19 protein-coding genes are annotated in these 17,438 nt (G+C 60.6%); 14 read left to right on the top strand and 5 right to left on the bottom strand.

The genetic code is table 11. The annotated features are described in order from the left end of the window. The first annotated feature begins 27 nt into the window (after positions 1–27). The 13 genes from AKJ29_RS03440 (at position 28) to AKJ29_RS03500 (ending at position 12,846) form a co-directional block, all read left to right on the top strand. Positions 28–1,044, top strand: a complete 1,017-nt coding sequence (locus AKJ29_RS03440) for a DNA-directed RNA polymerase subunit alpha (protein WP_055188970.1) — start codon at positions 28–30, stop codon at positions 1,042–1,044. Positions 1,045–1,265: 221 nt separating this feature from the next. After that, positions 1,266–1,688, top strand: a complete 423-nt coding sequence (rplQ, locus tag AKJ29_RS03445) for a 50S ribosomal protein L17 (RefSeq protein ID WP_055187964.1) — start codon at positions 1,266–1,268, stop codon at positions 1,686–1,688. A gap of 297 nt (positions 1,689–1,985) precedes the next feature. Beyond that, the gene (locus AKJ29_RS03450; protein ID WP_055187966.1) at positions 1,986–2,597 is read left to right on the top strand and encodes a helix-turn-helix transcriptional regulator; all 612 of its coding nucleotides are present in this window, start codon (positions 1,986–1,988) and stop codon (positions 2,595–2,597) included. 112 nt (positions 2,598–2,709) lie between these two features. After that, positions 2,710–4,053, top strand: coding sequence for a replication-associated recombination protein A (locus AKJ29_RS03455; RefSeq protein WP_055187968.1), 1,344 nt, complete (start codon positions 2,710–2,712; stop codon positions 4,051–4,053). Between the two features lie 71 nt (positions 4,054–4,124). After that, complete coding sequence (locus AKJ29_RS03460; RefSeq protein ID WP_055187970.1) at positions 4,125–4,748, top strand: cytochrome b/b6 domain-containing protein; 624 nt, start codon at positions 4,125–4,127, stop codon at positions 4,746–4,748. Positions 4,749–4,917: 169 nt separating this feature from the next. Further along, a complete protein-coding gene (gene crcB, locus AKJ29_RS03465) occupies positions 4,918–5,295 on the top strand; it encodes a fluoride efflux transporter CrcB (RefSeq protein WP_055188972.1) in 378 nt (125 codons plus the stop codon). Next, entirely contained in the window at positions 5,292–6,347 is a 1,056-nt protein-coding gene (locus tag AKJ29_RS03470) for an RluA family pseudouridine synthase (RefSeq protein WP_055187972.1), read from the top strand. The genes crcB and AKJ29_RS03470 overlap by 4 nt, the downstream gene beginning before the upstream one ends. 198 nt (positions 6,348–6,545) lie before the next feature. Next, complete coding sequence (locus AKJ29_RS03475; protein ID WP_055187974.1) at positions 6,546–7,229, top strand: HAD-IA family hydrolase; 684 nt, start codon at positions 6,546–6,548, stop codon at positions 7,227–7,229. Continuing rightward, entirely contained in the window at positions 7,226–7,936 is a 711-nt protein-coding gene (locus AKJ29_RS03480) for an ATP12 family chaperone protein (protein WP_055187976.1), read from the top strand. The genes AKJ29_RS03475 and AKJ29_RS03480 overlap by 4 nt, the downstream gene beginning before the upstream one ends. Before the next feature lie 235 nt (positions 7,937–8,171). Next, positions 8,172–9,191: an amino acid ABC transporter substrate-binding protein gene (locus AKJ29_RS03485; RefSeq protein WP_055187978.1), complete on the top strand. Its 1,020-nt coding sequence runs from the start codon at positions 8,172–8,174 to the stop codon at positions 9,189–9,191. Between the two features lie 121 nt (positions 9,192–9,312). Then, entirely contained in the window at positions 9,313–10,578 is a 1,266-nt protein-coding gene (locus tag AKJ29_RS03490) for an amino acid ABC transporter permease (protein ID WP_055187980.1), read from the top strand. Position 10,579: 1 nt separating this feature from the next. Further along, the gene (locus AKJ29_RS03495) at positions 10,580–12,049 is read left to right on the top strand and encodes an amino acid ABC transporter permease (protein WP_055187981.1); all 1,470 of its coding nucleotides are present in this window, start codon (positions 10,580–10,582) and stop codon (positions 12,047–12,049) included. An 11-nt stretch (positions 12,050–12,060) separates the two neighbouring features. Next, entirely contained in the window at positions 12,061–12,846 is a 786-nt protein-coding gene (locus AKJ29_RS03500) for an amino acid ABC transporter ATP-binding protein (RefSeq protein ID WP_055187982.1), read from the top strand. 365 nt (positions 12,847–13,211) lie between these two features. Here the strand turns inward: AKJ29_RS03500 and AKJ29_RS03505 are convergent, their stop codons facing one another. From AKJ29_RS03505 to argB, 5 genes are all read right to left on the bottom strand, one after another. Then, positions 13,212–13,580, bottom strand: a complete 369-nt coding sequence (locus tag AKJ29_RS03505; RefSeq protein WP_055187984.1) for a GFA family protein — start codon at positions 13,578–13,580, stop codon at positions 13,212–13,214. Positions 13,581–13,622: 42 nt separating this feature from the next. Beyond that, a complete protein-coding gene (locus AKJ29_RS03510) occupies positions 13,623–14,126 on the bottom strand; it encodes a SixA phosphatase family protein (protein WP_055187986.1) in 504 nt (167 codons plus the stop codon). Next, positions 14,123–14,746, bottom strand: coding sequence for a hypothetical protein (locus tag AKJ29_RS03515; RefSeq protein ID WP_055187988.1), 624 nt, complete (start codon positions 14,744–14,746; stop codon positions 14,123–14,125). Before AKJ29_RS03515 ends, AKJ29_RS03510 begins: the two co-directional genes overlap by 4 nt. Then, positions 14,743–15,537 (bottom strand): sterol desaturase family protein, encoded by a 795-nt coding sequence (locus tag AKJ29_RS03520; protein ID WP_055187991.1) that lies wholly within the window; start codon positions 15,535–15,537, stop codon positions 14,743–14,745. The genes AKJ29_RS03515 and AKJ29_RS03520 overlap by 4 nt, the downstream gene beginning before the upstream one ends. Before the next feature lie 154 nt (positions 15,538–15,691). Further along, positions 15,692–16,552, bottom strand: coding sequence for an acetylglutamate kinase (gene argB / locus AKJ29_RS03525; RefSeq protein WP_055187993.1), 861 nt, complete (start codon positions 16,550–16,552; stop codon positions 15,692–15,694). Positions 16,553–16,673: 121 nt separating this feature from the next. Between argB and AKJ29_RS03530 the strand changes: the two genes are divergently transcribed. Beyond that, on the top strand, positions 16,674–17,408 hold the full coding sequence (locus tag AKJ29_RS03530) for an SDR family NAD(P)-dependent oxidoreductase (protein ID WP_055187995.1): 735 nt from the start codon (positions 16,674–16,676) through the stop codon (positions 17,406–17,408). Positions 17,409–17,438 lie beyond the last annotated feature (30 nt).

Below are 17,438 nucleotides of genomic sequence, written 5' to 3' on the forward strand. Positions count from 1 at the left end.
GGGGCAAGGACTGGAATGGAGGGACACATGATCCATAAGAATTGGGCAGAACTGATCAAGCCGACCCAGCTGGACGTGAAGCCGGGCAATGACCCCGCACGTCAGGCCACCGTTGTGGCGGAACCGCTGGAGCGTGGCTTTGGTCTGACCCTTGGCAACGCGCTGCGCCGCGTTCTGATGTCGTCGCTGCAAGGTGCCGCCATCACTTCGGTTCAGATTGACAACGTTCTGCATGAGTTCAGCTCGATCGCCGGTGTGCGCGAAGACGTGACCGACGTGATCCTGAACCTCAAAGGTGTGGCCCTGTCGATGGAAGTGGAAGGCCCCAAGCGCCTGTCGATTTCCGCCAAGGGCCCGATGGTTGTAACCGCTGGTGACATCTCGGAATCGAATGGTATCGAGGTCCTCAACAAGGACCACGTGATCTGCCACCTCGACGATGGCGCTGACCTGTTCATGGAACTGACCGTCAACACCGGCAAAGGCTATGTCGCTGCCGACAAGAACAAGCCGGAAGACGCGCCGATTGGCCTCATTCCGGTGGATGCGATCTATTCGCCGGTCAAAAAAGTGTCCTACGACGTGCAGCCGACCCGTGAAGGTCAGGTGCTCGACTATGACAAACTGACCCTGAAGCTGGAAACCGACGGGTCCGTGACCCCGGATGACGCCGTGGCATACGCTGCCCGCATCCTGCAGGACCAGCTGTCGATCTTCGTGAACTTCGACGAGCCGGAAGCCGCTGGTCGCCAGGACGAAGATGATGGTCTCGAGTTCAACCCGCTTCTCCTGAAGAAAGTGGACGAGCTGGAACTGTCGGTGCGGTCGGCAAACTGCCTGAAGAACGACAACATCGTTTACATTGGCGATCTGATCCAGAAAACCGAAGCCGAGATGCTGCGCACCCCGAACTTCGGCCGCAAGTCGCTGAACGAAATCAAAGAAGTGCTTTCGGGCATGGGTCTGCACCTTGGCATGGATGTCGAGGAATGGCCGCCTGAGAACATCGAAGAGCTGGCGAAGAAATTCGAAGACCAGTTCTGATCCGCGGAGCATTCCCAGCAAAAGTGGATACCGGTTTTGCGGTTCGGGAATGCGACCAACGATTATTGACAAGTTTCCGGGGGCGGCGTAAAGCGGCCCCCGAAATGCTCGCAATAGCGAGGAACATCCGGGCAATCCTGCCCCAAGGAGAGGGACCGACACGCATCGGTTCACAGACAAAGCATCGCTCATTCAAGAGCACCAAATGAAGGATTAAGAAAATGCGTCACGCTCGTGGTTACCGCCGCCTGAACCGCACCCATGAACACCGTAAAGCCATGTTCGCAAACATGGCCGGTTCGCTGATCGAACACGAACAGATCAAAACCACCCTGCCGAAAGCCAAAGAACTGCGCCCGATCATCGAGAAAATGATCACGCTGGCGAAACGTGGCGATCTGCACGCCCGCCGTCAGGCTGCTGCCCGTCTGAAACAAGACCAGCACGTGGCCAAACTGTTCGACGTTCTCGGCCCGCGTTTTGCCGAACGTAACGGTGGCTATGTCCGCGTTCTGAAAGCTGGCTTCCGCTATGGTGACATGGCGCCGATGGCCATCATCGAATTCGTTGACCGCGATGTCGACGCCAAAGGCGCAGCTGACCGCGCCCGCCTGGAAGCCGAAGAAGTGGCTGCCGAGGAATAAAGACCGATCCGGAGTAACCGGATCTCGTCGAAAAACCCCGCCTTTGGCGGGGTTTTTTTTATGCTTGCGGGCAAGGGGCCGGCACGTATTGTGTCTGTGGCGCTCGGCGAGAATTCGCCAGTGTTATCAAGCGCCTGCCCAGAGGGGTGATGATTTTCAAACCAGTAATCGGACCAAGGCTTTCATTTTACAATGGAAAGGCGAGGGAGAATTGCGGTAAAGTCGCCCATAAGTTGTTTGACAAACCCTTTCTTTACAAAAATATACGTCCAACCATTATGCAGAAAGCCAAATGAGATGAACGATGTAAACGGATTGGATCAGGGTCTTTCGCGCCTGACGGAGCTGTCCCCCAAAGGTTACGCTTTGGGGTTGCACATTCGGTATGCCTCGGCCCATCTGATGATACAGACCTATGACGCAAGCTGGACCGAGGTCTACACCGAAAAGGGCTATATGCTGGGCGATCCCACCGTGTTCTGGGGCTTTGGAGAAGAAGGGGCGATTCGCTGGAGTGAGATTGAACTGCCTGACCCCCATGGCATTCTGGATCAGGCCAAGGCCCATGGTCTGACCTATGGTCTGACCGTGTCCTACGGGCCCACATCCTCGCGCACCATTGGTGGGTTTGCCCGCAGTGATCGGGAATTTTCCGACGAAGAAATCCGCCAGATCCAGGATATCGTTCAGGAACTGCACGAAAAATCCATCCCGCCGGAACAGCTTACCTCGGCGCAGCGCATGGCCCTTCGCCTGATTGCCAAAGGCTCACGCCACGCAGAGGCCGCAGCCCTTCTGGGGATTTCCGAAAGTGCGCTGAAGGCCCGGCTGCGCTCGGCGCGCGAACGCCTGTTTGTGCGCACCACCGCCGAGGCGGTGCAGCGGGCGCAGGAATATAACCTGCTGTAACCGGACCTGAGTAGCGCCCCTCTGCCCGATTTGCAGGCCGGTTTTCAGGGCGGGTTTCAGGACGGGGCGATTTGGCCTTTTCTCCCCTGCATGGGGGGCATAGTCTCACCCTATGAGCGACCTTTTCGACACGCCTTCCGATCCAGATGCGCCCCCCTCCGCGCAGTCCGAAACCCTTGCGCCGCGCCCGCTGGCGGACCGGCTGCGTCCGCGATCTTTGGGTGAGGTGATCGGACAGGAGCAGGTGCTGGGACCGGAGGCCCCGCTGGGGGTGATGCTGGCGGCAAAGGCGCTGGGGTCGCTGATCCTTTGGGGCCCGCCCGGCGTGGGCAAAACCACCATCGCGCGGCTGCTGGCCCATGAGACCAACCTGCATTTCGTCCAGATCAGCGCGATTTTCTCTGGTGTGCCCGAGCTGCGCAAAGTGTTCGAGGCGGCAAAGATCCGGCGCCAGAACGGGCAGGGCACGCTGCTTTTTGTCGATGAAATCCACCGCTTCAACAAGGCGCAGCAGGACGGGTTCCTGCCACATATGGAGGATGGCACGATCCTGCTGGTCGGGGCCACCACGGAAAACCCGTCCTTCGAACTCAATGCCGCGGTCCTGTCACGGTCACAGGTGCTGGTGCTGACCCGGTTGTCCCTTGCTGACCTGGAGCGGCTGGCGCAACGGGCGGAAAAGGAACTGGATCGCGCTCTGCCGCTGGACGGACCCGCGCGTGAGGCGCTTTTGGAAATGGCCGACGGGGACGGGCGGGCGCTTTTGAACCTGATTGAGCAGGTGATGGCCTGGAAACCGCCCGCCGAGGGCGGCAAGCTCAACACCGATCAGTTGTCAAAGCGCCTGATGAAACGCGCCGCCATCTATGACAAATCCGGCGACGAACATTACAACCTGATTTCCGCCCTGCACAAATCCATTCGCGGATCCGACCCGGATGCGGCCCTTTACTGGCTGGCCCGGATGCTGGAGGGCGGCGAAGATCCGCGCTACCTTGCCCGCCGCCTGACCATGATGTCGACCGAGGATATCGGCCTTGCCGATCCGCAGGCCAACACCGTGTGCCTGAATGCCTGGCAGACCTATGAGCGTCTGGGCAGCCCCGAGGGAGAGCTGGCGCTGGCCAATGCCGCCGTCTATCTGGCCCTCGCCCCGAAATCCAATGCGGTCTATGTGGGCATCAAGGCGGCGCGCCGGGCGGCGAAGAAAACCGGCTCGGAACCCCCGCCGAAACACATCCTCAACGCGCCAACCGCACTGATGGAAGATCAGGGCTATGGGGCGGGCTATGAATATGATCACGACGCGCCGGACGGGTTTTCGGGCCAGAACTATTTCCCGGATGGGATGAAGCGTGGCGTTTACTATCTGCCGGTCGAGCGCGGGTTTGAGCGTGAACTCAAGCGCCGGTCCGATTATTTCGCCAAGCTGCGGGGCAAGCGAAACCGGGACTAGGGGCGCTGCCATGCGACCCGCGGGAAAGGTATGACCGGAAAACAAGGCCAGAGCATAAGGAGCATCGCGTGATGAAGCCCGTAACCCCAGACACACTGCCCGAGGGTATTGTTTGGCGGCGGATCTGGGATCCGGCGCTGCGTGTGTTTCACTGGCTTTTTGCCGGGGCGGTCCTTCTGGCATGGGGCCTGGGCAAATGGGGCCCGGCGGTCATGACAGTGCATTACTACGTGGGCTATCTGGTGATTGGCCTTCTGGTGTTTCGCCTGATCTGGGGGCTGGTTGGGCCGGCCCCCGCCCGGTTCACCCACTTCCTGTTTGGTCCGGCGACCACATTGCGTTACCTGACGCGCTTGCCCAAGCGGCAGCCAAGCTATTGGCCCGGCCACAACCCGCTTGGCGCTCTGTCCGTATTTGCGCTTCTGGGCCTCGTGGGGCTGCAGGTGGCCTCTGGCCTGTTTTCCGACCCGGATGATTATCTGAATGTCGGGCCGCTTGCCGGTCTGGTCGAGTTTGAAACCGCCCGCTGGGCCAATGGTTGGCATCACCGGCTGTCGACCCTGCTGGCGGTGATCGTCGGCCTGCATGTGGGGGCGGTTCTGTTTTACCGGATCTGGAAGCGCGAGGATCTGGTGCGCCCGATGATCACCGGCAAAAAAGCGGTGCGAAAGGATGGCACACCCCCTGCGCAATAAAGCGGTTCGGGATAAACTTGAGACACATGGTTATTCCGAAACGCCCACGCCATTGAGGCCTCTTGCAGCGGCCCTGTGTCAGGTTAAAACCGAAACGCTTCAGGCCCGCTCCTTGCGCAAAACATCTGTTGCGCTTGACAACAGGGCGCGCGCGGCGCAGTCAGGCCCCATGATGACACATCTTCTTCAAGTGGCCCTTGGCGGGGCAATCGGCGCCTCCATGCGCTATCTGACCAATGTCGGTGCAATGCGCGCCTTTGGACCGGGGTTCCCTTCGGGCACCATGGTGGTGAACGTGCTGGGCGCGTTCCTGATGGGCGTGCTGATGGTAACTATTGCCAAGAAAGGCGGCCAGCATCTGGCACCTTTCCTGATGACCGGCGTGCTTGGCGGCTTCACCACCTTCTCGGCATTCTCACTCGACGCGCTGACGCTCTATGAACGCGGCGAACACGGGCTGGCACTGGGCTATGTGCTGGCCTCGGTCGGCCTGTCGCTGGCGGCGATTGTGGCGGGGGTCTTTGCCACCCGTATGGTGCTGGCATGAGCGGCGTGCAGAAGATCACCATCGGCCCGGGCGAGGCCGAGCAGCGTCTGGATCGCTGGGTCAAGCGGCTCTTTCCCCATGTGGGGCAGGGGCGGATCGAAAAGGGCTGCCGCAAGGGCGAGTTCCGCGTGGATGGCGCCAAGGCCAAACCCTCGACCCGCGTGGGGCCGGGCACGGAGGTGCGCCTCCCGCCGCTGCCATTGCCGGAAGAGGGCGACGCGCGTCCCGCCGCCAAGCCCAAGGCGAAACCCAAGGTGAGTGACGCCGACGCGAAGATGATCCAGTCCTGTGTGATCTATCGCGATGACCACATTCTGGCGATCAACAAGCCGCCCGGCCTGCCCACACAAGGCGGGTCGAAACAGAAACGCCATGTGGACGGGCTCGCGGAAGCGCTGAAGTTCGACTACGAGGAAAAGCCACGTCTGGTGCATCGACTGGATAAGGACACCTCGGGTGTGCTGCTTCTGGCGCGCACGCAGGCGGCGGCCTCGGGGCTGACCGCTGCGATCCGCCACAAGGAAACCCGCAAGATTTACTGGGCGGTGGTGGCTGGCGTGCCTGTGCCCTATCTGGGCGAGATCCGCTTTGGTCTGGTCAAGGCCGGCGGTGGCGGGTCCGGTCAGGGCGAGAAAATGCACGCCGTGCATCCGCGCGACATGTCGACCACCCCCGGTGCCAAACGCGCGCACACGCTGTATGCCACGCTGTTTCGCGTGGCGTCCCGTGCCGCCTGGGTGGCGATGGAGCCGATCACCGGCCGCACCCACCAGCTGCGCGCCCATATGGCCGAAATTGGCCACCCGATCATTGGCGATGGCAAATATGGCGGCTCTGGACAGGAAAACCTTGGCGATGGCTGGGGCGCGATGATGGGCGGGGTGATCTCGAAAAAACTGCACCTGCACGCGCGCTCGATGAGCTTTCAGCATCCGGTGACCAAGAAACCGATCACCGTGACCGCAGACCTGCCGGATCATATGGCGCAGACCTTTGACACGCTGGGCTGGACCCCGGATCTTGCCGCCGATGACCCGTTTGAGGCGCTGTGAGCGGGATGACCTTCACAGACGGCTCAAGAGATGAGCGCACCGCGTGGGGCGAAGCCACACGGCGCCCGACCCTCCCCCCGGGAGGGCGCATTTCTGCTGTCGCTGCATATATGACCGCTTTGCCGGATGGGACCTGTGCCCCTCTCATGGACGACATGATGCGCCCACCCAGGGTCGGGCGCCGTGTGGAGGACCAACATGTCTGACCTGAAACTCGTCGTCTTTGATGTCGACGGCACGCTGATCGACAGTCAGGATTTCATCGTCGAAGCCATGTCGCGGGCCTTTGCAGAGATGGGGGTTGCAATCCCGACCCGCAAAGAGATCCTGTCGATTGTCGGCCTGTCGCTGCATGATGCCATTGCCACGCTGGTGCCAGCCATGCCGGAACCGGATGTGGCGCGCGCGGCTGAGGGCTACAAGGACATGTTCATCAAGCTGCGCGCGGAAAAAGGCGGTGAGGCCGCCGCGCCGATGTATCCCGGTGCCCGCGCGGTGCTGGAACAGTTGCATGCGCGCGACGAGGTGCTGCTTGGGGTCGCCACCGGCAAGGCAAAGCGCGGTCTGGATCACGCCTATCAGGCGCATGATATCGGGCATTTCTTCCTGACCAGCCAGACCGCCGACAACCACCCGTCAAAACCGCACCCATCGATGCTGCATGCCACCCTGGCCGAGACCGGGGCCGATGCGCAGCGGGCGGTGATGATTGGTGACACCACATTTGATATCGCCATGGGGGTCGCCGCCGGTTTCCGCACGATCGGTGTGACCTGGGGCTATCATGACACGCAACAATTGCTGGCGGCAGGTGCGGATCTGCTGATCGACAGTTATGACGCGCTGATACCGGCGCTTGAGACATTATGGGGGATGGAATGAGCGGTTGGGCTGCGAAACGTTTTTGGAAACAGGCAGAGGTGGCAGAGGTCGAGGGCGGGTTTTCCGTCATCCTTGACGGGCGTGCCATCAAGACCCCGGCCAAAACCCCTTTCGTCGTGCCAACCCGCGTGATGGCCGAGGCGATCGCCGCTGAATGGGACGCGCAGGGGGACAAGATCGACCCCAACACCATGCCGGTCACCCGCACCGCCAACTCGGCCATCGACAAGGTGGCCACGCAATTTGCCGAGGTGGCCGATATGATGGCGGCCTATGGCGACAGTGATCTGCTCTGTTACCGCGCCACCCACCCGCAGGAGCTGATCGACCGTCAGGCGGCAAAATGGGACCCGGTTCTGGACTGGGCCGCAACCGCGCTTGAGGCGCGACTCACACCGGTTTCCGGGGTGATTCACGCCCCCCAGGATGCGGCTGCGATCGCGCGTCTGACCGGGCGGGTGCACCGGTTTACCCCGTTTGAGCTGGCGGCCTTTCACGATCTTGTCGGCATTTCCGGCTCACTTGTGCTGGCATTTGCGGTCACCGAGGGACATCTGGAGGCGGAAGAGGCGTGGAACCTGTCCCGGCTGGATGAAAAATGGCAAGAAGAACAATGGGGCGAAGATGAAGAGGCCACGGCGCAGGCTGACATCAAACGTGGTGAATTCCTCCATGCTTCGCGGTTTTTCCGACTTTGCGCCGGATAAATCCGTCACCTTGACGAAAGCGCCCGCAACCGCTGCGTTAGTGTCTGACAGAACTTGTCGCCTTCCCCAGGGTCACCCATCTATAATTTCGATGTAACCCTTGACGAAAACTGATGAATTCGCCCAAACTCCCCCCACGCTGGGAGGGGGAGTGCCCTTTCGCAACCATATCCACGGCCGCAAAGGCCGTAAAAATGCGCCCCATAAAAGGGGTGAAACTCAGGAAGAGGTAAACATGAAAAAAACCGTATTTCTTGGCGCACTGACCATCGCCGGTCTCGCCGCTGGCGCTTCTGCCGCAGCAACCCTTGATGATGTCAAGGCCCGCGGCAAGCTGAACTGTGGCGTTGCAAGTGGCGTTCCGGGCTTCGCTGCGCCGGATGCAAACGGTCGTTGGGAAGGCTTTGACGTTTCGGTCTGTCGCGCGGTGGCTGCTGCGGTTCTGGGTGATTCGGATGCTGTGGAATTTGTGCCGACCACCGGCAAAACCCGCTTTACCGCTCTTGCCTCGGGCGAGATCGACATGCTGGCGCGCAACACCACCTGGACGCTGTCGCGTGACGCGGACCTGAAGTTCACCTTTATTGGCGTGAACTACTATGACGGTCAGGGTTTTATGGTGAACAAGGATCTGGGCGTAAGCTCGGCCAAGGAGCTTGATGGCGCCACCGTCTGCATTCAGACCGGCACCACCACCGAGCTGAACCTGGCCGATTTCTTCCGTGCCAACAACATGACCTATGAACCGGTGCCGATCGAAACCCAGGCCGAAGCGCTGCAACAGTATAACGCACGTTCCTGTGACGTTTACACCACCGACGCGTCGGGTCTGGCTGCGGCCCGTTCGACCTTCGAAGATCCGACCTCGTCGATCATCCTGCCGGAAATCATTTCGAAAGAGCCGCTGGGCCCGCTGGTCCGCCACGGCGACAACGAATGGGGTGACGTGGTGCGCTGGACGCTGAACGCGCTGATCACCGCAGAAGAGTTCGGCATCACCTCGACCAACGTGGCTGAACTGTCCTCGGCTCCGGGTGACAACCCGGAAATCAACCGCCTGCTGGGCACCGAAGGCAGCCTGGGCGAGATGCTCGGCCTTGACGCTGACTGGGCGCGCCGCGCCATTGCATCGGTTGGCAACTACGGCGAAGTCTTTGCCAAGAACATCGGCGAAGACACCCCGATTGGTCTGGCTCGTGGCCTGAACGCACAGTGGCGTGATGGCGGCCTGATCTACTCGCCGCCCTTCCGTTAAGAACACCCGAAAAAGGGCGTGGGAAACCGCGCCCTTTTTCCCTCTCAATCGACTGCACTCTGGCCCGCGCGCAAAAGACGCGCCCTTCAAGATAATCGCCAGAGGCAATGGGATGTCCTAAATGACCACTACACCTGACCTGCAGCCTCAGGCGTCTTTCCGCCTGTCCATGCTGCTATATGACAGCCGATACCGTTCGATGACGATCCAGATCATCGCGCTGATTGGCTTCCTGACCCTTCTGGGTTGGCTGTTTTCAAACACCGCCAGCAACCTTGCTGACCTTGGCAAAGAACCCAGCTTCCGTTTTCTGGGCGAGCCGGCCGGCTATGACATCAACCAGCGCCTGTTGGAATATACCAACCGCGACACCCATTTGCGTGCGGCCCTGATGGGGCTTCTCAACACGCTGCTGGTGGCTGTGCTGGGCTGTATCACGGCCACGATCCTTGGGGTTGTCATCGGCGTTCTGCGCCTGTCGCCCAACTGGATCGTCGCGCGTCTGTCGGCGGTTTATGTTGAGGGTTTCCGCAACGTGCCGGTCCTGCTGTGGATCGTGTTCACCATGGCGATCCTGATCGAAACCCTTCCGGCGCCGCGGGCGTTCAAAATCGGTGAGGCAACCATGTCGCTGTTTGACAGCGTGGCGCTGACCAACCGGGGCATCTATATCCCTGAGCCGCTGTTTTACAACACGCTGGGCAATATCCACCTGTTTGGCACATCCAGCCTGCGCTTTGACATCAGCATCGACCTGCTGGTGCTGGCGGCAGTGTTCATTGGCGGGTTGTTTGTCTCGTCGCGCATCAAACGCCGCGCAGATCGCATTCAGGAAGCGTCCGGTGATCGCCCGACCACCTGGTATTGGCGTCTGGGTGTGGTGTTTGTGCCAACCATCTCTGTTCTGGTGATGCTGGGCTTCCATCTTGGATATCCCGAGTTGAAGGGCTTCAACTTCAAGGGCGGCATCTATATGCGTAACTCCTTGATCGCCCTGTGGCTGGCGCTGTCGCTTTACACGGCGGCCTTCATCGCGGAAATCGTGCGGGCCGGTATTCTGGCCGTGTCGAAAGGCCAGACCGAAGCCGCAAGCGCACTGGGGCTGCGTCCGAACCGGACCATGAACCTGGTGATCCTGCCGCAGGCGCTGCGCGTGATCATCCCGCCGCTGATTTCAAACTACCTGAACCTCACCAAGAACTCGTCACTGGCGATTGCGGTGGGATACATGGACATTACGGGCACATTGGGTGGCATCACCATGAACCAGACCGGGCGAGAGCTTGAGACGGTTCTTCTGTTGATGCTGGTCTACCTCGCCATCTCGCTGACCATTTCGGCGGTGATGAACTGGTACAATGAAGCCGTGAAGCTGAAGGAGCGCTGATATGTCCGATATGTCTTATGTCCGCTCTGAAATGTTGCCCGAACGTGCGCCGCCCGCCTCCTCTGTCGGGGTGATCGGCTGGATGCGGGCCAACCTGTTCAGCTCGGTTCTGAATGCCATCCTGTCGATTGTGTCACTGGCCTTTGTGGTCTGGATTATCTCGGCCCTGCTGGGCTGGGCAATTGCGCCCACCTGGTCCGGGACCTCGGTCAATAATTGTCGTGAACTGACGGGGGGCGGTCATGTCGCCTGTTGGGGCGTGATCCGGGAACGCTGGGTGCAGCTTCTGTTCGGGTTCTACCCGCCCGCAGAATACTGGCGCCCGATCCTGGCCTTTGCGCTGTTGTTCGTGGCGGTGACGCCGGTGCTGTTTTCGATGATCTCGCGCCGGATGAACTGGGTGCTTCTCTGCGTCGTTCTTGGCATTGCGGCGCTTTACCTTGGTGGTCTGGCTGGCGGAATTGCCGGTCTGGCCCTGCTCGCCACCGGTGCCATCATTGGCTACAAGGCGCTGTCGACCGACAAGGATGCCCGCGCGGCCGAGATTGAAGCGGGGGCGAAACGCCTGCCCAATCCGCTCATTTTCACCGCGATCTTCCCCTTCCTCACACCGTGGCTCCTTTGGGGGGGCAGCCTGTGGCTGCCAATCGCGGCAGCCCTTGGATTTGTGATTGGCTTCTTTGCCTACAAATACCTGGCGGCCGCCCTGGGCAGCCTGACCGGGTTGATCCTGTCGGTGCTTGTTGTGCTGGGCTGGTGGCTGTTCATGGCGATGCCATTTGGCAACGCGATGGCTGCGATCATTCCGCTGGATCTGGTCAAAGTGGTCAGCCGAGACTTTGGTGGCTTCATGCTGTCCATCACAATCGGTGTGGTGGCCATCGGATGCTCGCTGCCAATCGGCATCGTGCTGGCCCTTGGGCGTCAGTCGGATCTGTTCATCGTGAAAACCCTCTGCGTGGGGTTCATCGAGTTCATCCGGGGCGTGCCGCTGATCACCCTCCTGTTCGTTGCCTCGACGCTTCTGAACATCTTCTTGCCGCCGGGGACGGATTTCGACATCATCCTGCGGGTTCTGATCATGGTCACCCTGTTTGCCTCTGCCTATATGGCCGAGGTGATCCGGGGCGGTCTCGCGGCGCTGCCGCGCGGTCAGTATGAGGCCGCAGATGCGCTGGGTCTGGATTACTGGAAGGCCCAACGGCTGATCATCATGCCGCAGGCCCTCAAGATCTCGATCCCGGGCATCGTGTCGACCTTCATCGGCGTCTTCAAGGACACGACGCTGGTGTCGATCATCGGCCTTCTTGACCCGCTGGGTCTGTCGAACTCGATCCGTGCAGATGCGAACTGGATTGGTCTGGTATGGGAGCTTTACGGCTTCATCGCCATCCTGTTCTTCGTCTTCTGTTTCTCCATGTCGCGCTACTCGATGTATCTCGAACGTCGTCTGCGCACGGACCACCGTTAAAGGAGTAAGTAATGTCTTCTATTACTCTCGACCGTCACGCTGACCGATCGGCCATGAAAGTGTCCGATGAGGTTGCCATTGAAATCCGCGGCATGAATAAGTGGTATGGTGCTTTCCACGTGCTGCGCGACATTGATCTGACCGTCTATCAGGGCGAGCGGATCGTGATCGCGGGGCCGTCAGGGTCGGGCAAATCGACCCTGATCCGCTGCATCAACCGCCTGGAAGAACACCAGGAAGGACAGATCATCGTGGACGGGACCGAGCTCACCTCGGACCTGAAAAACGTCGACAAGGTGCGCTCAGAGGTGGGGATGTGCTTTCAGCACTTCAACCTCTTCCCGCATCTGACCATCCTGGAAAACTGCACGCTGGCCCCGATCTGGGTGCGCAAGACGCCCCGTAAAGAGGCCGAAGAGCGCGCGATGCATTTCCTTGAGAAGGTGAAGATCCCTGATCAGGCCCATAAATATCCGGGCATGTTGTCGGGCGGTCAGCAGCAGCGTGTGGCCATCGCCCGCTCGCTGTGCATGATGCCGCGCATCATGCTGTTTGACGAACCCACCTCGGCGCTCGACCCTGAGATGATCAAGGAAGTGCTGGAAACCATGGTGGAACTGGCCGAAGAGGGCATGACCATGCTCTGCGTGACCCACGAAATGGGTTTCGCCAAAGAGGTCGCCAACCGCGTGATCTTCATGGATGCGGGCCAGATCGTGGAACAGAACGAACCGGAAGAGTTCTTCAACAACCCGCAATCGGAACGCACCAAACTGTTCCTCAGCCAGATCCTCTGATCATTGCTGAAATGAGAATGGAAACGCCCCGGCCTGTGTTGTCGGGGCGTTTTCTTTTGGCCGGGAGTGTTCCGCCCCGCCATCATCCGCCTGCGGCGGCCTCTTTGCGGGGCGGGGTGGCCTCGCTTCGCTCGGCAATTTTCTTGCCTCCGGCGGAGGTATTTGGTGCAAGAAAAAGAAATCAAGCATTAACCAAAATCTGCCAGCATGATCATACGGTACAGGTGGAGGCGCCGATGACCGTGCAAGGAAAAGAGACAGGATCTCTTGGAGGAAGGGGGGGCTCCGGCGCCCTCTTTTTCTTGCTAAAAATACCTCGGGGTGAGCCTCGCAGAGGCGAGGGGCAGCGCCCCTCCCTCCAAGTTTCATAGATTGCGTGGGGAAGACGTTATGCCGGGAAACGCCGGCAACCAGCTCTCCCGCCGATCTGTCCAAAGCTCGTAATCTGGTGTGAACTGGCTGGGCTGATCCAGTGCGCCGAGGTGAAGCTCTATCTCATCGCCCGTTCTTGCAAAGACCGAGGAGCCGCAGGTGGGGCAGAAATGCCGCCCCTGATAGGTGCTGGTTTGCCCATCAATCTGTACCGTATCTTGGTGGAAAATGGCCGCTGCATAGAAGAGCGCGCCGTGATGCTTGCGGCAGTCAAGGCAATGGCAGATGCCCACTCGAAGGGGGCTTCCCGTCGCCGTGAAACGGATTTTGCCACAGAGGCAGCCGCCGGAGTGAGTGTCCATCTGGGTCTCCTTTCTGGCGACAGGCCCGGTCTTCTGACGCGTTTAGATCAGATCTCGTGGCACCACGAACCCATCCACTGTGCCACTGTGCCAGGTCACATCCGACCAGCTGTCCACGTCAAACCGGATCACCGCGGTGGCGGTGGTGGGGTAATGGTGAAACCGCTCATGGGCAGGGGGTGTGGCCACCAGCCGCCGGGCGAGATAGGCCGTGCCGGGATTGTGGGCAATCATCATTACGGTCCGGCCGCTGGCCCCCTTCAGCTCTTCCAGCATCTGGTCCGGGTCCGCCAGATACAGGCTTTCGCGATACTCGGCCTCGGGTCCGCCCACCAGTTTATCCGCGATATAGGCCCAGGTTTCGCGCGTGCGTTTCGCGTTGGAACTCAGCACCTGATCCGGGATATGCCCGCGTTCGGCCAGCCAGCGCCCGATGGCCTTGGCCGACGCTTCGCCGCGTTTGTTGAGTGGGCGCTCATGATCGTCCAGACTGGGGTCGCTCCAGCTTGATTTCGCGTGGCGGGTCAGGATCAGGGTCAGGCTCATTGGGGATGAAACGCTTTCATGTGGAAGTGGGATTGTTCACGCAGCCTGCCATAGGTTTGTGACAAAGGGCAAACAACTCGCACCATACACCCCCCTTCGAGGCAGGTTTTTCCTGCCTCCGTGTCGAGATAGGCATGGCACCGCGGCAGGTCATAGCCGTCCTGGGTCAGGGCCGCGACCGGGCAGGCGGTTGTGCAGGGGGCAGGGCATGTCTGGCAGGGAGAGCCAGAGGTCTCCGGCTTGGGCAAGGGGCGCTCCCCGGCAAGGCGAATGGCGCCGCGAAAACTGACCCAAAGACCGGCCCGCTCATGCACCAGCAGGGTGACAGGCGAAGGCCAGGCGCGCCCGCTTTCCTGCGCCCAGCGAAAAAAGGGCGGGTAAGGGGGCCCGTCCGAGGGGAAAACCGCCTGTCCACCCCAGGCCTTTGCCAACTCCCCGATCATGCGCTTTGACCAGCGATCCAATGGGTCTGGCGCCCCGTCCAGATACTCGGAAGAAGAGGAAAACTGCGCCCAGAACCCCGGCTCATGCGGACCAAGCAAAACGATTGTCTCCCCCGCATCGTGCAGCATCCCGAACACTTCCAGCTGCATTTCTTCAGCGGCAGGCGCCCAGCTCATTTGTCCCGAAACGGGAGCATCAGGCTCCACCCCAATTGCGCTGGACGGTCGTCCTGCCACTCTAGCCCGATGGTCATCTTGTCATGGCCATCCTGCGGTTGGTCCGTATAGGTCCCGAAGATACGATCCCAGATCGACAGGCAGAACCCGTAATTGCTGTCCGCCTCATGACGATGCACGGAATGATGCACCCGGTGCATGTCCGGCGTCACCAATCCCCACCGCACCACCCGGTCCACCGCCAGCGGCAGGCGCATATTCGCATGGTTGAACATGGCGGATCCATTCAGGATCACCTCAAACAGCACCACCCCCCAGGCCGGGGCTCCAATCAGATACACCACCCCGATTTTGATCACCATCGACGCGGCAATTTCGACCGGATGAAACCTGAGCGCCGTGGACACATCAATATCACGATCCGCATGATGCACCCGATGCAGCCGCCACAACACAGGAACCTTGTGAAACACCATGTGCTGGAACCAGATCGCAAAATCCAGGATCAGCACCGCCAGCAAAACCGAAACGCCCCCCGGAAGCGCCAGCCAGTTCAGAAGACCCCAGCCATTTGCCGCCGCGTCCAGGGCCGCCCCGACCGCCAGAAGTGGCAAAAACACCGCCATGGCCCGCACCGTCAGCGCATCTATCACGATGATCAGGATATTGGTGGTCCAGCGCCGCGCCCGCGTCTGAACCCGCTTGCGGCGCGGAACCAGGGTTTCGATGCCGGTAAACAGCGCAAAAAGGCCAAGAAAGGCGGCCAGTCGTATCAGGGCTTCATATTCCATGCCGCAACCCTACGCCGTCCCCGAGCGGTGACAAGTCACATTGCCGCGACAGAGGGCCCCCACGCCCCGCGCCCGCTTTCTTCTGGGGAAAAATACTCCGGGGTGAGGGCAAAGCCCGAGGGGCAGCGCCCCTTTTCCCGCGTCTTTCCCGCAATCACGCCCGGATCATCGAGCCCGCACCATGATCGGTATACAGCTCCAGCAGACAGGCATTCGGGGCGCGCCCATCCAGAATGACCACAGCGCGCACACCGCCCTCGACAGCCGCCAGGGCTGTTTCGGTCTTGGGGATCATCCCCCCCGCGATCACCCCCTCGGCAATCAACTCACGAATGTGATCCGCAGTCAGTTCGGTCAGAACCTCCCCATCTGCGCCCTTCACCCCCTCGATATCGGTCAAAAGCAAAAGCCGGTCCGCCTTCAGCGCCGCCGCAATTGCCCCCGCCATCGTGTCGCCGTTAATGTTGAAGGTTTCTCCCTTCCGGCCCGCTCCCAAAGGCGCGATCACCGGGATCGTCTCTGCCGCGGCAAGGTCACGTAAAATCGTGGCATCCACCTCGGAAGGTGTGCCGACAAACCCAAGATCCGGGTTGGTCTGGTCACATGTTACCAGACCCGCATCCTTGCCCGACAGGCCAACCGCCTTGCCACCTTCTGCATTGATCGCCTGCACAATGCGCTTGTTCACAACACCCGACAGAACCATTTCGACCACTTCCACCGTGGCTGCATCGGTCACCCGCTTGCCGTTCACCCAGTCGCTTTTGATATCCAGCTTCTCGAGCATCGCATTGATCATCGGCCCGCCGCCATGCACCACCACCGGGTTCACCCCCACATGGCGCATCAGCACGATGTCGCGGGCAAAACTGGCCATCTCCTCGTCGCTGCCCATGGCATTGCCGCCAAATTTGATGACAACCGTGGCCCCCGCATATCGTTGCAGATAGGGCAGGGCCTGGGAAAGTGTGCGGGCGGTGGCGATCCAATCGCGGTTCATATTCTGGGTCTTCATCCTACTGTCCTCATTCCCTTTCGTGTTAAGCCCTGCGCGCCCCGCTGCCAAGAGGCATTGCGCCTTTCCGTGTCCCTGCTAGGGTGGGCGCAATTCTCCCATGCCCCTTAAGGAGCTCCCGATGAGTGACGACCGTAAAACCCTGCTTCTGACCGGGGCCAGCCGCGGCATCGGCCACGCCACCGTGCGCAAGTTCAACCGCGAAGGCTGGCGGGTGATCACCTGTTCCCGCCAACCTTTCCCCGAGGAATGCCCCTGGGGCGGGGGGCGCGAAAACCATGTGGTCATCGACCTCTCGGATCCGGCTGACACCATCAATGCGGTGGGCTTGATCCAGGAAAAACTGAACGGTCGGCTGGATGCGCTGGTGAACAATGCAGGCATTTCCCCCAAGGGACCGGGGGGCGCACGGCTCAGCACGCTCAACACCGACCTTCTGGACTGGGGGAAAGTGTTTCATGTGAATTTCTTCGCCTCGGTGGTGCTTGCGCGCGGGCTGAAAGAGGAGCTTGCCGCAGCCAAGGGCGCGGTGGTCAATGTCACCTCGATTGCCGGCTCGCGCGTGCACCCCTTTGCCGGTGCCGCCTACGCCACCTCCAAGGCCGCCCTGGCCGCGCTCACCCGCGAAATGGCCCATGACTTTGGCCCGCTCGGTGTGCGCGTAAATGCCATTGCGCCGGGCGAAGTGGAAACCGCGATCCTCTCGCCGGGCACGGAGAAGATTGTCGAGAAACTGCCGATGCGGCGTCTGGGCCAACCTGATGAGGTGGCGAACGCGATCTACTTCCTCTGCTCCGATGCCAGCTCCTATATCTCCGGCACCGAGATCGAGGTGAACGGCGCCCAGCATGTCTGATCAGGCCGCGTGACAGCTCCTACCGGGACA

The organism is Aliiroseovarius crassostreae, from assembly GCF_001307765.1.
Taxonomy (GTDB): Bacteria; Pseudomonadota; Alphaproteobacteria; order Rhodobacterales; family Rhodobacteraceae; genus Aliiroseovarius; species Aliiroseovarius crassostreae.

Excerpts from the sequence above, each read along its gene's own strand:
- AKJ29_RS03510 (WP_055187986.1), bottom strand. The coding sequence starts at position 14,126 with ATGAGCCTGACCCTGATCCTGACCCGCCACGCGAAATCAAGCTGGAGC.
- AKJ29_RS03515 (WP_055187988.1), bottom strand. The coding sequence starts at position 14,746 with ATGAGCTGGGCGCCTGCCGCTGAAGAAATGCAGCTGGAAGTGTTCGGG.
- rplQ (WP_055187964.1), top strand. The coding sequence starts at position 1,266 with ATGCGTCACGCTCGTGGTTACCGCCGCCTGAACCGCACCCATGAACAC.
- AKJ29_RS03455 (WP_055187968.1), top strand. The coding sequence starts at position 2,710 with ATGAGCGACCTTTTCGACACGCCTTCCGATCCAGATGCGCCCCCCTCC.
- AKJ29_RS03460 (WP_055187970.1), top strand. The coding sequence starts at position 4,125 with ATGAAGCCCGTAACCCCAGACACACTGCCCGAGGGTATTGTTTGGCGG.
- AKJ29_RS03480 (WP_055187976.1), top strand. The coding sequence starts at position 7,226 with ATGAGCGGTTGGGCTGCGAAACGTTTTTGGAAACAGGCAGAGGTGGCA.
- AKJ29_RS03505 (WP_055187984.1), bottom strand. The coding sequence starts at position 13,580 with ATGGACACTCACTCCGGCGGCTGCCTCTGTGGCAAAATCCGTTTCACG.
- argB (WP_055187993.1), bottom strand. The coding sequence starts at position 16,552 with ATGAAGACCCAGAATATGAACCGCGATTGGATCGCCACCGCCCGCACA.
- AKJ29_RS03520 (WP_055187991.1), bottom strand. The coding sequence starts at position 15,537 with ATGGAATATGAAGCCCTGATACGACTGGCCGCCTTTCTTGGCCTTTTT.
- AKJ29_RS03470 (WP_055187972.1), top strand. The coding sequence starts at position 5,292 with ATGAGCGGCGTGCAGAAGATCACCATCGGCCCGGGCGAGGCCGAGCAG.
- crcB (WP_055188972.1), top strand. The coding sequence starts at position 4,918 with ATGATGACACATCTTCTTCAAGTGGCCCTTGGCGGGGCAATCGGCGCC.
- AKJ29_RS03450 (WP_055187966.1), top strand. The coding sequence starts at position 1,986 with ATGAACGATGTAAACGGATTGGATCAGGGTCTTTCGCGCCTGACGGAG.
- AKJ29_RS03440 (WP_055188970.1), top strand. The coding sequence starts at position 28 with ATGATCCATAAGAATTGGGCAGAACTGATCAAGCCGACCCAGCTGGAC.
- AKJ29_RS03500 (WP_055187982.1), top strand. The coding sequence starts at position 12,061 with ATGTCTTCTATTACTCTCGACCGTCACGCTGACCGATCGGCCATGAAA.
- AKJ29_RS03485 (WP_055187978.1), top strand. The coding sequence starts at position 8,172 with ATGAAAAAAACCGTATTTCTTGGCGCACTGACCATCGCCGGTCTCGCC.
- AKJ29_RS03530 (WP_055187995.1), top strand. The coding sequence starts at position 16,674 with ATGAGTGACGACCGTAAAACCCTGCTTCTGACCGGGGCCAGCCGCGGC.
- AKJ29_RS03475 (WP_055187974.1), top strand. The coding sequence starts at position 6,546 with ATGTCTGACCTGAAACTCGTCGTCTTTGATGTCGACGGCACGCTGATC.
- AKJ29_RS03495 (WP_055187981.1), top strand. The coding sequence starts at position 10,580 with ATGTCCGATATGTCTTATGTCCGCTCTGAAATGTTGCCCGAACGTGCG.
- AKJ29_RS03490 (WP_055187980.1), top strand. The coding sequence starts at position 9,313 with ATGACCACTACACCTGACCTGCAGCCTCAGGCGTCTTTCCGCCTGTCC.